12 protein-coding genes are annotated in these 14,515 nt (G+C 65.9%); 8 read left to right on the forward strand and 4 right to left on the reverse strand.

The window, feature by feature from the left end; all coding sequences use genetic code 11:
- Positions 1-212 precede the first annotated feature (212 nt).
- From QXZ94_RS11345 to QXZ94_RS11355, 3 genes are all read left to right on the forward strand, one after another.
- A complete protein-coding gene (locus QXZ94_RS11345; protein ID WP_315720469.1) occupies positions 213-548 on the forward strand; it encodes a hypothetical protein in 336 nt (111 codons plus the stop codon).
- Between the two features lie 418 nt (positions 549-966).
- Complete coding sequence (locus QXZ94_RS11350; protein WP_315720470.1) at positions 967-1,227, forward strand: antitoxin; 261 nt, start codon at positions 967-969, stop codon at positions 1,225-1,227.
- Positions 1,224-1,631, forward strand: coding sequence for a PIN domain-containing protein (locus tag QXZ94_RS11355; protein ID WP_315720471.1), 408 nt, complete (start codon positions 1,224-1,226; stop codon positions 1,629-1,631). The genes QXZ94_RS11350 and QXZ94_RS11355 overlap by 4 nt, the downstream gene beginning before the upstream one ends.
- Before the next feature lie 827 nt (positions 1,632-2,458).
- Here QXZ94_RS11355 and QXZ94_RS11360 read toward each other — a convergent pair.
- Entirely contained in the window at positions 2,459-3,547 is a 1,089-nt protein-coding gene (locus tag QXZ94_RS11360) for a COX15/CtaA family protein (RefSeq protein WP_315720472.1), read from the reverse strand.
- Between the two features lie 102 nt (positions 3,548-3,649).
- Here QXZ94_RS11360 and QXZ94_RS11365 point away from each other — a divergent pair, with 102 nt between their 5' ends.
- Positions 3,650-3,871 carry a DUF2842 domain-containing protein gene (locus QXZ94_RS11365; RefSeq protein ID WP_315720473.1) on the forward strand — a complete coding sequence of 74 codons (222 nt, stop codon included), beginning with the start codon at positions 3,650-3,652 and terminating at the stop codon, positions 3,869-3,871.
- On the opposite strand, the gene QXZ94_RS11370 is transcribed toward QXZ94_RS11365, so the two are convergent.
- A complete protein-coding gene (locus QXZ94_RS11370; RefSeq protein ID WP_315720474.1) occupies positions 3,872-4,933 on the reverse strand; it encodes a polysaccharide deacetylase family protein in 1,062 nt (353 codons plus the stop codon).
- A gap of 288 nt (positions 4,934-5,221) precedes the next feature.
- On the opposite strand from QXZ94_RS11370, the gene QXZ94_RS11375 reads away from it, so the two are divergent.
- Positions 5,222-6,454 carry a GNAT family N-acetyltransferase gene (locus tag QXZ94_RS11375; protein WP_315720475.1) on the forward strand — a complete coding sequence of 411 codons (1,233 nt, stop codon included), beginning with the start codon at positions 5,222-5,224 and terminating at the stop codon, positions 6,452-6,454.
- On the opposite strand, the gene QXZ94_RS11380 is transcribed toward QXZ94_RS11375, so the two are convergent.
- Positions 6,451-8,739, reverse strand: a complete 2,289-nt coding sequence (locus QXZ94_RS11380) for a GumC family protein (RefSeq protein WP_315720476.1) — start codon at positions 8,737-8,739, stop codon at positions 6,451-6,453. The genes QXZ94_RS11375 and QXZ94_RS11380 overlap by 4 nt on opposite strands.
- 146 nt (positions 8,740-8,885) lie before the next feature.
- On the opposite strand from QXZ94_RS11380, the gene QXZ94_RS11385 reads away from it, so the two are divergent.
- From QXZ94_RS11385 to QXZ94_RS11395, 3 genes are all read left to right on the forward strand, one after another.
- Positions 8,886-10,235 carry a glycosyltransferase family 4 protein gene (locus QXZ94_RS11385; protein WP_315720477.1) on the forward strand — a complete coding sequence of 450 codons (1,350 nt, stop codon included), beginning with the start codon at positions 8,886-8,888 and terminating at the stop codon, positions 10,233-10,235.
- 153 nt (positions 10,236-10,388) lie between these two features.
- Positions 10,389-11,918, forward strand: coding sequence for an undecaprenyl-phosphate glucose phosphotransferase (locus tag QXZ94_RS11390; protein WP_315720478.1), 1,530 nt, complete (start codon positions 10,389-10,391; stop codon positions 11,916-11,918).
- 87 nt (positions 11,919-12,005) lie between these two features.
- Positions 12,006-13,277: an O-antigen ligase family protein gene (locus QXZ94_RS11395; RefSeq protein ID WP_315720479.1), complete on the forward strand. Its 1,272-nt coding sequence runs from the start codon at positions 12,006-12,008 to the stop codon at positions 13,275-13,277.
- On the opposite strand, the gene QXZ94_RS11400 is transcribed toward QXZ94_RS11395, so the two are convergent.
- A complete protein-coding gene (locus tag QXZ94_RS11400; protein WP_315720480.1) occupies positions 13,274-14,452 on the reverse strand; it encodes a saccharopine dehydrogenase family protein in 1,179 nt (392 codons plus the stop codon). The genes QXZ94_RS11395 and QXZ94_RS11400 overlap by 4 nt on opposite strands.
- Positions 14,453-14,515: the final 63 nt, after the last annotated feature.

Genomic DNA, 14,515 nt, shown 5'->3' on the forward strand with positions numbered 1-14,515 from the left:
GCCGTAAGCGTGCACCAGCAGAGCTTAACGAAAGCTGAAAAAGCCCGTCCTTCTACGGGCGATTGCGGCCGGCTTCGCCCGCGAGAAAGTTTTCATTAACCATAAGCGGCCCATCCTGCCGTCCATGGAATCGCGCGGCGCCCCGACGTTGCCGTGCTGGCGCCGGCGACCGAATCCGGCGCGATCGATGTGACAGACGGCAGGAGAGCAGAATGCGAGCCCTAGTGATCATGATGCTGCTGGCAGCCACCGCCGCGAACGGCGTCGTGCTCGCTGCCGACCTGCCTGGCATCCATGACAAGGTCATCCGCTACAAGGCCCGCCGCGCCGTCAAGGCCCCGCCGCCGGTGGTCGTGGTCAAGGACCAGGACTCGCTGATCTCCCCGATGCTGCCCTCGACTCCGCTGCTGCTCGGCCGCCAGGAGCTCCCCGGCTATTACGGCCGCGCCTTCTCCTACGACTACCAGGGCCCGTATTACGGCGGCGAGGGCTACACGAACTACATGTTCCGATTGCCTTACGCGTGCGGCGTGACGGGGTATTGCTGAGGGGAAGCACACGAAGTCGCTCGCATGACTTTAGCTCGAACGAGCGAAGTGACGTCCGGGTCACGACCGAAAAGAAGCTCGCATGTCGAAGGCTCGTGTGGGCCACGCTCAACTGATAGTAGCTGATCTATCGAAGCGGATCATCCGACCTCTTGCCGACTTCAAATGACGGTCTGCAGGCTCGACCGACCCAGAGACATCCCAACGGACGCTCGCCATCCGCTGCGATCTTCTTGGCCATCAAGATCAGGCATCGCACAATAGGCGAGGCCGAGCGACGTCACGGCCAACACGGCGATCGTCCTCCAGCGGATCGAATTGGGGTTGGAAGGATCGCCTGACATCGCCTCGCTGGGATATTGACCGACCAGACGGCAGATATATATCATCGGTATATACCATCAAGAGGAGTTATCCGATGTCCTCGACCGCCAAACTCTTCATGCATGGCCGCAGCCAGGCCGTGCGGCTGCCGAAAGAATTCCGCTTCGAGGGGACAGAGGTGCTGGTTAGCAAGGTTGGCGAAAAGGTGATCCTGGAGCCGATGACAAGAGCGCCCCTCGACCTCGACAAGTTCTGGGCCGAACTCGATGCGCTGGGCGCGCGCGACTTTCTGCCCGAAGGCATCCCTGATGATCCGCCGCTCCAACCGGACCCGCGCACCTTCTTCGACGAATGATTTGCCTCGACACCAACATCGTGATCGGCATCGTCAGTGGCCGCAGCTCGGCCTTGCGGCACCGACTCGGCGAGCAGATCCGTTCGGGCACGCGCATCGGGCTATCGGTCGTGGCACTGTTTGAACTGCGCTACGGAATCGCCAAGAGCATCCGGCGCGCAGAGAGCGAGCGCCTGCTTGACCGCTTTCTCGAGCTCGGAATCGAGGTGCTGCCGTTCGAGCCCGAGGATGCCGACCATGCCGCCGAGATCCGTGCAGGTCTGGAAAAAGCCGGCGCCCAGATAGGACCGTTCGACTATCTCATCGCGGCACAGGCTCGCCGCCGAAATGCGGCGCTGGTGACGCAGAACACGCGCGCGTTCGAGCGGGTGCCGGGACTGCTCGTGGTCAATTGGACTCCTTAAAGTCTTCACTGCACGTTAGTCGCTCGCCGCCCCCATGCGGTCGCAGCTTTGCTCTTGCATATTTCGGCAAATCAGCATATTCTGCGTTCGTTCCTGTCCAGCCGAGGGGCGCTTCCGGATCGTCCAGTTGCGTAGGATTGGGAATGCGGTGGACGTGGCGGGCCGTGCGTGGACGAAAGTCTGCGCGGACGAGCGGTCGGTCATGAACGGCGAAATCGCGTGGTCCTGGCGCCCCGACGCTGGCGCCAAGTCTCGTGTCGGTGCTCACGCATCGCATGAGGTGACGGGGGCAAGACAGCCCGGTCCCCGGGGAGATCGCGTATAAGCGTTAAAACCATCGCGCGGGGAAGGCCGGGTGTTTCCAGGCCGTACCTGTGGTGACCGCCGCGTGCTTTTCTTGTTGCACGCGGGCCATGGGTGCCGGCCAGGCATCCGGCCTTCCCGCGCCCTCGCGTTTTCGAGGGCGAGACGATCGGCATAGCTCGGCGCAAACGGCGCGCGAGGATAAGATTTCATGTCTTCACGGTCCTGCACGCGAATGAGTGCGATGGCTTGCCCGGATCTCTCCACGCGTCATTCCGGGGCGCCCGCAGGGCGAGCCCGGAATCCATTGATCCGCGCGTGCTGTAGCCCGATGGATTCCGGGCTCGCCCTGCGGGCGCCCCGGAATGACGGCGGAGATTGGCGTGCGAGCGCGGCCCGATGACAGGCTCCGCGACGACACAATCGAGAGTCGTGGGCAGGACTCTGGATTGCTTCCACCTTCGCCATACGGGCTTCGGCGGACACGTCGCTTCGCTCGCAATGGCGGAGGAGAGACCGTGCCCCTACCCCGCCTGCCCCGCGGTCACCGCCGCCTGCGGCACGGCGACGGCGGCCATCCGCCGCGGCGACATCCGTTCCGCCTGCAGCACGGCAAAGGTCAGCACGATGATGGCCGTGCCCTGATGCAGCAGCGCCAGCGAGATCGGCACCAGCGCGAGCAAGGTGAGAATGCCGAGCACCGCCTGCACCAGGATCGCCGCCAGCAGCCGGTGCGCGCCACGCACGACGTTGCGGCCGGCGCCCGCGCGCATCACGGCGAAGGCGTGCCACGCCGCCAGCGCCAGCAGCGTGTAGGCGGTCATGCGATGCATGAACTGCACCGTCAGGTCGTTCTCGAACAGATTGATCCACCACGGCGACTGGATCCACAGGTTGGCCGCTTTCGGAATCAGGCCGCCATCGATCTCAGGCCAGGTGTTGTAGACGAGCCCCGCACGCAGGCCCGCGACCAGCGCGCCGAGATAGAGCTGCACGAAGGTGACGCCGACCAGCACCCAGGCCGTCAGCCGGAGCCGTGCCGGCGCCTCGGCCTCCTCGCGCGGCGCGAGCCGGCGCAAGGTCCAGACGATCGACGCGTAGATCAAAAGCGCCAGCGACAGATGCGTTGCCAGCCGGACCGGCGCCACCTCGGTGCGCTCGGTGAGGCCGGAGGCCACCATCCACCAGCCGACCGCGCCCTGCAGCGCGCCGAGGCCGAAGATCAGCCACAGCCTGCGGCCGAGCGGCCCGGAGACGGCGCCGCGCCACAGAAACCACAGGAACGGCAGCAGATAGACCATGCCGATGACGCGGCCGAGCAGCCGGTGGCTCCATTCCCACCAGAAGATGGTCTTGAAGTCGTGCAGAGTCATGCCGGCGTTCATCTGCCGGTACTGCGGGATCGTCTTGTAGGCCTCGAACGCCTCGGTCCAGGCCTGCTCCGACAGCGGCGGCAATGTCCCGGTGACCGGCTTCCACTCGACGATCGACAGCCCGGATTCGGTCAGCCGCGTCGCGCCGCCGACCAGCACCATCAGCGCGATCAGGCCGGCCACGACGAGGAGCCAGATGCGGATCGCGGCGAGATCGCGGGTCGGGGGAACCGTGGTCATGGACGTTGAACGCTCGATTGAACCGGGGCTGACAGGCCCTTATAATCCCGGGGAAATCGCGCGCAAGCCGCGCCGCCCCCAACCCAGGCTGACATTCCCGTCATGACCATCCGCACCCGCAAACTGATCGGGGCCATAGCCCTGCTGCTGCTCGCCTTCGCCTGGTCGATGATGGGCATGGTGGTGGCGCAATTCCCCCTCATCGCCAATTCCGGCTGGCTGCAGGCGGTGTATTACGTCGTCGTCGGCATGGGCTGGGTGCTGCCGGCGATGCCGATCGTCAGCTGGATGCTGCGTCCCGACCGGGAGCGGCAGCGGGGCTGATCAGCCGAGGTCGAGCGTGGGCGGCTGCGCGGCTTTCTCACGCGGCAGGGTCACCCCCGCCATCAGCACCTTCAAGGCACGCAGCGAGCGCGAGCGGCCGTCCCAGGCGATGCGCGGCAGCATGTGCAGATGGGTGCGGCCCTCGCTCCGCACGACGCCTGACATCGCCGAGGCCGCGCTGACGAAGCCCGCCTGCTCCGCGAGCACGACATCGCTGCGGCGGAAGCTGTCGCGGTCGCCGAACGGATACGCCATGTGCCGCACTGGGCGGCGCAGCGCCGTCTCCAGCACCGCCTTGCCCATGGCGATCTCGCGCTGCGCGTCGGCATCCCTGAGATTGGCGAGCACATGATGATGAACGGTGGCGCTGCCGATGGTGACGTTCGGATCCGCGGCAAGGCGCGCGATGTCGGTCCAGTCCATCGCGGATTGCCGGCTCAAGGCCGCAAGGTCGACGGAATGCCGCGAGCAGAGGTCGCGGATCGCGACCGACAGCTCGGCCGGCGGCAGCTTGCGCAGCCAGCCCCAGAGATACGCGAACAGCTCGTATTTTTCAGCCGGCGTGAATACGCTGAAGCGCTGCTCTCGGTGGTCGATCACCAGACTGATGCGAGCCTCGCGCGCGATCACGGCTTCCAGGCCAAGCCACCACGCCTCGCCCAGCCCATCGGGAAATGCGCTGGGGACGTAGACCGTGAACGGCACGCCATGACGGGCGAGCACCGGATAGGCGTGCGTAATCAGGTCTTTCGAGGCGCCGTCGAAGGTCAGGCAGGCGAAGCGGCCGTGGCCGGCGAGCCGCACGGCGCGGGCGCAGGCCTCGTCGAGCGAGACGATGTCATAGCCCCAGCGCTTCAGCGCGCGGATCACCTTGTCGAGGAAGATGGGCGTGATCTCGGACCGCTTGAGCGGCTGGAAGGCACCCTTGCGCCGCGGCTGCACCCGCTCGAAGCGCAGGATCGCGCCGGCCCCACCGGTGACGCGGGAGGCAAGCAGCGTGCGCCCGCTGAAATAGGCCAGCTCGAGCCGGGCGCTCCGCAGCCACACGTTGTCCGACGACAATTCCCGCGCCCTTTCCGAAACATCCCACTTGAAACGAAGCTGCCCGCGCCCACCTGATGGGAGCCGACCATGGCGCGATCGCGTCATCGTGGCCGCCCTGCGATGTTTAAGATCAATCCGCCTTAAGATCGCGTGGCCGGAGGTGATTTCGACAGGTCTTTCTGCGTGTTGATCCCGTTTTGGGACGATGTCATTGCCATTACCTTTTGTTGAGACTTCTTTGCGAGGGTCATCCGGCCCACAGCAACCAAATTCCAAGACGCCACACCCCACAACGCGAGTTGCGCGATGACCATGGCCGCCGTGATCGAGAGCCGGACGGCGCAGGCGCCCGCGCGGCAGCTGCCGTCCGGAATCGCACGCATCGACATCGTCTCCGACCTCGCCGCCGCCGAGCCGGTCTGGCGTGCGCTCGAAGCTCCCGACCATGTCTCGACGCCCTATCAGCGGTTCGATCTGCTCGGCGCCTGGCAGCGCGACGTTGGCACGCGCGATCAGGCGGCGCCGTTCATCGTGATCGCCCGTGATGCCGAGCAGCGGCCGCTGCTGCTGCTGCCGCTGGCCTTGCGGCGGGCCTTCGGCGTCCGCGTCGCGACGTTCATGGGCGGCAAGCATACCACCTTCAACATGCCGTTGATGGACCGTGACTTCGCCACACGCGCCAGCGCTGGCGATCTAGACACCCTGCTCGCCGGTTTGCGCGACCACGGCGGCGCCGACGTCCTCGCCCTGTTCCAGCAGCCGAAACGCTGGCGCGACCTCGACAATCCCTTCGCACGATGGCCGCATCAGCCTTCGGTGAACGACTGCCCGGTGCTGCTGATGCCGCAGGGCGCCGCGCCGACGGCGCTGCTGTCGAACTCGTTCCGCAAGCGGCTGAAGAGCAAGGAAAAGAAGCTGCAGGCGCTGCCCGGCTATCGCTACATGGTCGCGAGCCGCGACGACGAGATCACCGAATTGCTCGACTGGTTCTTCCTGACAAAGCCGGTCCGGATGGCCGAGCAGAAGCTGCCGAACGTGTTTGCCGAACCGGGGATCGAGGCCTTCGTGCGGCACGCCTGCATGGCGAAGCTCGGCTGCGGCCATCGGGTCATCGAGATCCACGCGCTGCGCTGCGCGGACGAGATCATCGCGCTGTTTGCCGGCGTCGCCGACGGAGCCCGCTTCTCGATGATGTTCAACACCTACACGCTGTCGGATAACGCGCGCTGGAGTCCGGGGCTGATCCTGATGCGCTCGATCATCGATCACTACGCGCGAGCGGATTTTCGCGCGCTCGACCTCGGCATCGGCTCGGACAGCTACAAGCGGATGTTCTGCAAGGACGACGAGCCGATCTTCGACAGCTTCGTGCCGCTCACGGCGCGCGGCCGCGCGGCTGCCGCGGCGATGGGCGCAGTCGGGCGGGCCAAGCACGCCGTCAAGCACAGCCCCGCTCTGTTCCGTCTGGCGCAGCGGCTGCGTGGTGCGCTGCAGCCGCGCACGGCCGCGGCGGCGAGCGATGCCAGGGCCGATGACTAGGCGGCGACGCCGCGCCGTCCCGGCTGACTCTGGTTGGCGTCCAAGGCCGGGGCCTTGAGCATGGTGACAGCGCCGAAGCCGACCTCGCGCAGCTGCTCGGTCATCTGGCTACGCGCCTCGGCGGACATGTTGGGATCGGGCACGACGACGGCGCGCGCGCCTGCGGTCAGCAGCTCGGCCGGCAGGTCGGAGGCGTTGCCGGCGTCGAGCAGCACGTGGTCATAGACTCGCAGCAGCGCGTCGATGGCGAGCGCCAGTCGAGGCGACTGCAGCTGGTTACGGTCGGCGCCCGGCCGACCGGCATTGACGATGTGCAACCGCGAGGCCTGGTCCTTGGTGATGATCGAGGCGAACGACGCCTCGCCCAGCATCAGCTCGATCAGGCCGGGCGCGGCCGGGTCGACCGAAAGGCCGGCGAGCATCTGGGGACTGCCTGCGAGGTCGACGAGCACCACGCGGGCCTGCACCGCCAGCATGCGCGCGATCGACAGCGCGGTGGCGGTCACGGCCTGGCTGCCGGCGGTGCCGAGCACGGTGATCTTGCGCGCGCTCTCGCCTGCCGCGAGCAGATCCGATGCCAGCAGCTCGAGCTCGCTCGATGGCCTTGGCGTCGCATCGGCCGGTTCGGGCGCCGGCATCTCGGCTGTTGCCGGAGACGGGATCGGAGCCGGCCGCGCAAGCTCGACCGCGGCTGGCGTCGGAGGCGGCGAAACGGCCAGAGGGGCGGCGACCGTCCGCGTGGCGATCATCGGCTCGACGCGCGCGGCGAGCACCATGACGTCGGCCATGTTGCCCATTGCCGGCGCGGGGCTCGACGCGCGCGGCGCCGTGAGGCGCAGCAGCTCACCGGTGATGACGACTCCCGAGGTCAGCATCAAGGTCGCCAGCGTCGCGATCAGCACGATCGGCAGCTTCTTCGGATAGGCCGGCGTGTTCGAGACCACCGCCCGCGAGATGATCCGCCCCTCGGCGGCCGGGGTGTCGAGCGAAACGCGGGTATCGGCCTCGCGGTATTTGGCAAGGTAGGCCTCCAGCAGATCGCGTTGCGACTTCGCCTCGCGCTCCAGCGCCCGCAGCTTGACGTCCTGGTCATTGGTCGAGGATGCCTGCTTCTTTGCCTGCTCCAGGCTCGCGTTCAACGAATCAACCTGCGCGCCGGCGAGCCGCGCATCATTGTCGAGCGAGCGGGAAATCTTGCCGGCCTCGTCGCGGATGTTACGATCGACCTCGGCAATCTGCGCCTTCAGCTCCTTGATGCGCGGATGGGCATCGAGCAAGGTCGAGGACTGTTCGGCAAGCTGCGCCCGCAAGGCGACGCGGCGATCCTGCAGCACCCGCATCGTTTCGGAGTTGAGCACCTCGGAGGCCTCGATCGGCTGACCGCCCTGCAGCATCTCCCGGATCAGCCGCGCCTTGGCTTCGGCGTCGGACTTGCGCGTGCGCGCGTTGTTGAGCTGGGTGTTGGTCTCACCCATCTGCTGGTTGGACAACGATGTGTTGTTGGTGCCCGTGAACGAATTGCCCTTGGCGCGGAACGCCTCGACCCTTGCTTCCGCGTCCTCGACCTTCTTGCGCAGGCCCTGGATCTCACCGGCCAGCCATTGGCTCGCGGACTTCGCCTGCGCCTGACGTGCGTTCTGCTGAACGACCAGATAGCCGTCGGCGATGGAGTTGGCGACCTGAGCCGCGAGCGCCGGATCCTGCGACTGGAACTCGACGACGAGCACACGCGACTTGTCCACGGCATAGACGGTCAAGCGTTCATAGTAGGCATCCATGACCCGCTCATCCGGCGTCATCGCCAGCGGATCCTTGACCAGCCCGATCATCGCAGCGATCGACTTCAGCGGCGAGACACCGCGCAGCACGGGATCGAACTCCGGCAGCTCGCCGAGCTTGTTCTGCTTGATGATGTCACGAGCCAGATCGCGCGACAGCACCAGTTGCACCTGGCTCGTCACCGCCTCGGCATCGAGAGCAGTCCGCTCCTCGAGCCGCTCGCTTCGGGTTCGTAGGAACTCGTTCTCGCGGCCGTCGATCAGGATGCGCGCCTCCGACTTGTAGCGGGGCGTGATCATGTTGACCGCGGTGACCGCCAAGGCCAATGCCAGCAGCGTCGGCACCAGTATGAAGCCACGCTTTCGCGCCAGCGCCCGGCCCACCAGACGGATGTCGAGATCGCCGGATGAAACGGGCTCCGCCGATGCAGGCTCGTTCGTCCGCGGTGGAACGGACGCCTCGTCAGCCCGAACCTTCTTGTCGGCACGCCAGAACGCCAACCGCATCATCCACTCCCGCGACCTACGCCACGCTGCTACCCTACGTGGTACGATTACACTCTATTAAGGTTGCTGACGGGTTAATCGGACCGGCGTAGGCCGGCCATTGCAGGATAATCATCATCGTACGTCACATCATCCTTGAGAGAGCGTTGCGCCAGATCGTCACAACGATGGCAACGGACCAACTTCGATTGATGTCGAGTGAGGCTTTGTTAACCATCAACGATCTATCCAGACTAGAGACACGTCCCAGGAAATTGCGACGAGAGGCGCCCGTGCTTCCTCTATCCGCCAGCCGTCCGATCAGTTCGCGCAGCGGCGCCTGGCAAAGGCACGTGCCGGCCGACGGCACGGACCAGCGCGGCACGGCGCCGTCATTGGACAGGCCCTTGAAGATCCTTCATGCGGTGAGAGCTCCGGTGGGCGGCATCTTTCGACACATCCTCGACCTCGCCAACGGCCAGGTCGATCGCGGCCACGATGTCGGCATCGTCGCGGACAGCCTGACGGGCGGAGAGCGAGCCGACGCGGCACTGGCGCAGATTGCGCCCCGATTGACGCTCGGCGTCCATCGCGTGCCGATTCATCGCGAGCCCTGGCCGACCGACGTCATCGCACTGAGCCGGTTCTATCGGCTGGCGCGCACCTTGGGCCCGGACGTCCTGCACGGCCATGGCGCGAAAGCCGGTGCGTTCGTCCGCATGCTTCCGCATCGGCCCGGCACGATCCGCATCTACACCCCGCATGGCGGCTCCCTGCATTACCCGCGCAACACGCTCAAGGGCGCGCTGTACGGACGCCTGGAACGGGCGCTGATGAACCGGACCGACCTGTTCCTGTTCGAGAGCGTGTTCGCTCGCGATACCTATGAGCGCATGATCGGCCATCCCCAGGGTCTCGTTCATTGCGTCTTCAACGGCGTGACGGCCGGCGAATTCGATCCCGTGACGCCGGCCGCCGATCAAACCGACCTCGCTTATGTCGGCGAGTTCCGGCACATCAAGGGTGCCGATCTCCTGATCGACGCCGTGGCCCAATTGCGCGCAGGCGGGCGGGCGCTGACGCTCACGCTGGGCGGCGACGGCGAGGAGATGCCCCGCCTCAAGGCGCAGGTGGAACGTCTTGGTCTGACGTCCTCGGTCCGCTTCATCGGACATGTCCGGGCCCGCGATGGCTTCTCCAGGGGACGTCTGCTCGTCGTCCCCTCGCGCGGCGATTCCATGCCTTACGTCGTCATTGAAGCTGGCGCCGCCGGGGTTCCGATGATCGCGGCCAGGATCGGCGGCATTCCGGAGATCTTCGGCCCGCACAGCGAGGCGCTGTTCACGCCGAGCAACGTTCACGCCCTTGCGGACGCGATCGCGGCCGCGCTCGATGATCCCGCTACCGCGCAGCTCCGTGCAAAAGCTCTGCGCGAACGCGTCTTCCAGCACTTTTCGCAGAAGGCAATGGTCGAGGGCGTGCTCGACAGCTACCGCGAAGCATTTACCAAGACCTGACCCCATTTACCATCGCTAACCGTTTCTTCCGATTTGCCCTTTAATCCCGCCGGTGGGGAATTTCCCCCGGCGCTATCAGCGCTTACATGACCACAAATACTAACAAACATAATCCGGGCTTGTACGACTGTGGAACCGATCAACGCTCGCTCGATGCTGGATGCTGCTGCGGCCACGGCCGCATCGACCGCAGGGGCCGGACAGCCGGCCGTTGAACGGCGCCGCCGCCTGTCGCCTGCTGCGCTGGCCGTCGCCAACGAGAAAGTTCACCGCGCCTATTCTCCGATCGTCCTCGCCGGCGTCGTCCGCATCACCGATTTCGTGCTGCTGAGCGTCGTCGGCAGCATCGTATACTTCGGCTACGTCGTTCCGCTCAGCGGATTCCATTGGGAGTACCTCGCGGCCATCATCGGGCTCGCGGTGAGCGCCGTGGTCTGCTTCCAGGCAGCGGACATCTACCAGATCCAGGTCTTCCGCGCCCAGGTGCGGCAGATGACGCGGATGATCTCCTCCTACTGCTTCGTCTTCCTGCTGTTCATCGGCCTCTCCTTCTTCGCCAAGATCGGCAGCGAGGTCTCCCGGCTTTGGCTTGCCGCCTTCTTCTTCGTCGGCCTCGGCGCGCTGATCGCGAGCCGCGTCGTGCTGCGCAATCTCATTCGCAGTTGGGCCAAGCATGGCCGCCTCGACCGCCGGACCATCATCGTTGGCGCCGACCAGAGCGGCGAGGACCTGGTGCGCGCGCTGAAGGCGCAGGACGATTCCGAGATCGAAATCCTCGGCGTGTTCGATGATCGCAACGACTCGCGGTCGCTCGAGACCTGCGCCGGCGCGCCGAAGCTCGGCAAGGTCGACGACATCGTCGAATTCGCCCGCCGCACCCGCGTCGACCTCGTGCTGTTCGCGCTGCCGATCTCGGCGGAGACGCGCATCCTCGACATGCTGAAGAAGCTGTGGGTGCTGCCGGTCGACATCCGCCTCTCCGCCCACACCAACAAGCTGCGCTTCCGGCCCCGCTCCTATTCCTATCTCGGCGCGGTCCCTACTCTCGACGTGTTCGAGGCCCCCATCACCGACTGGGATCTGGTGATGAAGCAGCTGTTCGACCGGTTGGTCGGCGGGCTGATCCTGCTGCTGGCGCTGCCGGTGATGGCCCTCGTCGCGCTTGCGATCAAGCTCGACAGCCCCGGCCCGGTGCTGTTCCGGCAGAAGCGGTTCGGCTTCAACAACGAACGCATCGACGTCTTCAAGTTCCGCTCGCTGTACCACCACCAGGCCGACCCCACGGCGTCCAAGGTCGTCACCAAGAACGACCCGCGTGTCACCCGCGTCGGCCGCTTCATCCGCAAGACCAGCCTCGACGAGCTTCCGCAGCTGTTCAACGTGGTCTTCAAGGGCAACCTCTCGCTCGTCGGTCCCAGGCCGCATGCGGTGCAGGGCAAGCTGCAGAACCGGATGTTCGACGAGGCCGTCGATGGCTACTTCGCCCGCCACCGCGTCAAACCGGGCATCACCGGCTGGGCGCAGATCAACGGCTGGCGGGGCGAGATCGACAACCAGGAGAAGATCCAGAAGCGCGTCGAGTTCGACCTTTATTACATCGAGAACTGGTCCGTGCTGTTCGACCTCTACATCCTGCTCAAGACGCCGCTGGCGCTGATGACCAAGAGCGAGAACGCTTACTGAATTCCGGGATCCGGAGCGGCGGCCAGTCCGCTTCGTTCTTGTGTCAGGTCGGTCCCGCCGCGCGTTGCGTATGAGTGTGAGTTCGCGATGGCCATGACGGCGGCTGAAGGAGACTTTGCGTCGAGACCCATCGCCCCTCCGGGCGTGGTCGCTCTGCAGCGCGCGCTTCTCTGGCTGGCCGGCGCGTCCGGCGCGATCGTGTTCATCGAGCCCAGCCCCTATGAGGTCGTGACGCTTGCTTCCGCGGCGGTCTTCATCGCGACCGGGATGCGACTGCGGCTGGTCTTCCTGCCTCTTCTCCTGCTGCTGTTCCTGGTCAATCTGGGATACACGATCAGCGCCGTTCCGCTGCTCGATGACTCCAAGATCGCAACCTGGATCGCGACCTCCTGGTACATGGCCTTCACGGCGCTGTTCCTCGCCTTGGCGACCTCTGATGACACCGCGGCGCGCCTGGACATGCTCCGGCGCGGCCTCGTCATGGGGGGCGCGATCGCGGCGCTCGCCGGCGTCGCCGGCTATTTCCATCTGGTGCCCGGCGGCTACGACCTGCTCACTCTCTACGGCCGCGCGCGCGGCACCTTCAAGGACCCCAACGTGCTCGGCGCGTTTCTGATCCTGCCTGCGCTGCTCGCATTGCAGAACGTGGTCACGGCACGCCTCGCCGCAACGCTGCGTGCCAGCTTCGCGTTCGGCATCATCGTGCTCGGCATCCTGCTCGCCTTCTCGCGCGCAGCCTGGGGCGGCCTGGTGCTGACTGCCGCCTTCATGCTCGTGCTGATGGTGCTGACCAGCACATCGCCACGAGAGCGCTCCCGCATCATTGTCATGACGCTCGCCGCGGCCGCCGCCGGCGTCGTCCTGATCGGCGTGCTGCTCTCCATCGACTCCATCGCCGACATGTTCAAGCAACGGGCGAGCTTCGACCAGAGCTATGACGAGGGCCGCTTCGGACGCTTCGGACGCCACATCCTCGGCGCCGACATGGCGCTCGATCTGCCGTTCGGGATCGGGCCGCTGCAGTTCCACAACTACTTCCCCGAGGACACCCACAATTCCTATCTGAACGCCTTCATGTCGGGCGGCTGGCTATCCGGCATCTGCTATCCCGCTCTGGTCTTCACCACCGTCATTCTCGGCTTCCGCTATTTGTTCGTCCGCGTGCCCTGGCAGCGCACCTACATCGCCGTGTTCGCGGCCTTTCTCGGCACCGTCGGCGAGAGCTTCATCATCGACACCGACCATTGGCGGCATTTCTTCCTGATGCTCGGCACGATGTGGGGCATGATCGCCGCCACCCGCGCGCATCAGGCTGGGGCGAGCCGATCATTTTCGATCGGCCCCCACACCGCCGCCTAGTCCTCCGCCGTGAACGTCAGCCCGGCATTGTCGACCAGCCGCTTGATCAGGCTGTCCCGGAGCGCCGCGCCCGGGGTCCAGAAGCCGCCCTTCACGCTGGCACCGTCGCGCAGCAGGCCGACGGCGCATTCGCTGATCATCTTCGAGGTCGAGCCGTAGCCGGGGTCGCGGTCGCCCTTGACGGTGGCGCGGACCTGGCGGCCGTCGGGGCCAATCGCGACGAAGAGCAGGTTGTAGTAGCCGTTGTCGCGCTCCTCCTTCGATGGCCCCTCGCCCGGCTTCGGCGCGTTCGGGCCTGTCTTCTCGGCGTTGGCCGCCATCACCTTCTTGGCGTTGGCCTCGCCCTTCTCGCCGGGTCCCGTCAGCACCATCTCGTCATAGACGAAGTCCTGGCCGTACGGAAAACCCATCAGCATGTTGGAGCGGTGGACGTTGCGGGTGTTGATCAGGGCCATCATGAACGGCGCCGTCCAGGACTGCAGATCCTCCTCATAGGCGGGCTTGTTGCCGGAGGGCTGCTTCGGGCCCTTGAAGCCCGGCGTCAGCGCGAACGAATCCTTGAGGACCGAAACCAGGCTGAGATCCTTGGCCACCGCATCGAACGTCGCCTTGGCGCTGGCGGCGGTGCCGCCCGACAAGGTGCCGCTCATGCCGCGGACGCGGCCCTTCACGCGCGACGCCGCTGCGCCGAGCACCTTCTTGGCCTGCTGCTGCACGAAGTAGACGCCGAGCTCGAACGGCACCGAATCGAAGCCGCAGGAGAACACGATGCGCGCGCCGCTCTTCTCCGCGGCGGCCTGATGCTTGTCGATCATCTGCCGCATCCACACCGGCTCGCCGCACAGGTCGACATAGTCGGTGCCGGTCTCGGCGCAGGCGGCGACCAGCTCGTTGCCGTAGAGCTGATAGGGACCGACGGTGGTCAGCACCAGCTTGGTCTGCGCCACCATGGCTTTCAGCGACTCCGGATCGGACGCATCAGCCGCAATCAGCGGCGTGTCACCGGGCGCGCCGATCTCGTCGCGGACGGCCGCGAGCTTGTCCAGGCTGCGGCCGGCCATCGCCCAGCGCAGCGAGCTGTCGCCGCGATAATGCGTGGCGAGATATTCGGCGACGAGCTTGCCCGTGAAGCCGGTGGCGCCGTAGACGACGAGGTCGAATTTGGATGACGTCATTCTTGTTCCCTAGCGATCAGCTGCGATTTTAATGCCCCGTCATTGCGAGGAGCGCCGCGACGA

This window comes from Bradyrhizobium sp. SZCCHNS2022 (assembly GCF_032377575.1).
Taxonomy (GTDB): domain Bacteria; phylum Pseudomonadota; class Alphaproteobacteria; order Rhizobiales; family Xanthobacteraceae; genus Bradyrhizobium; species Bradyrhizobium aeschynomenes.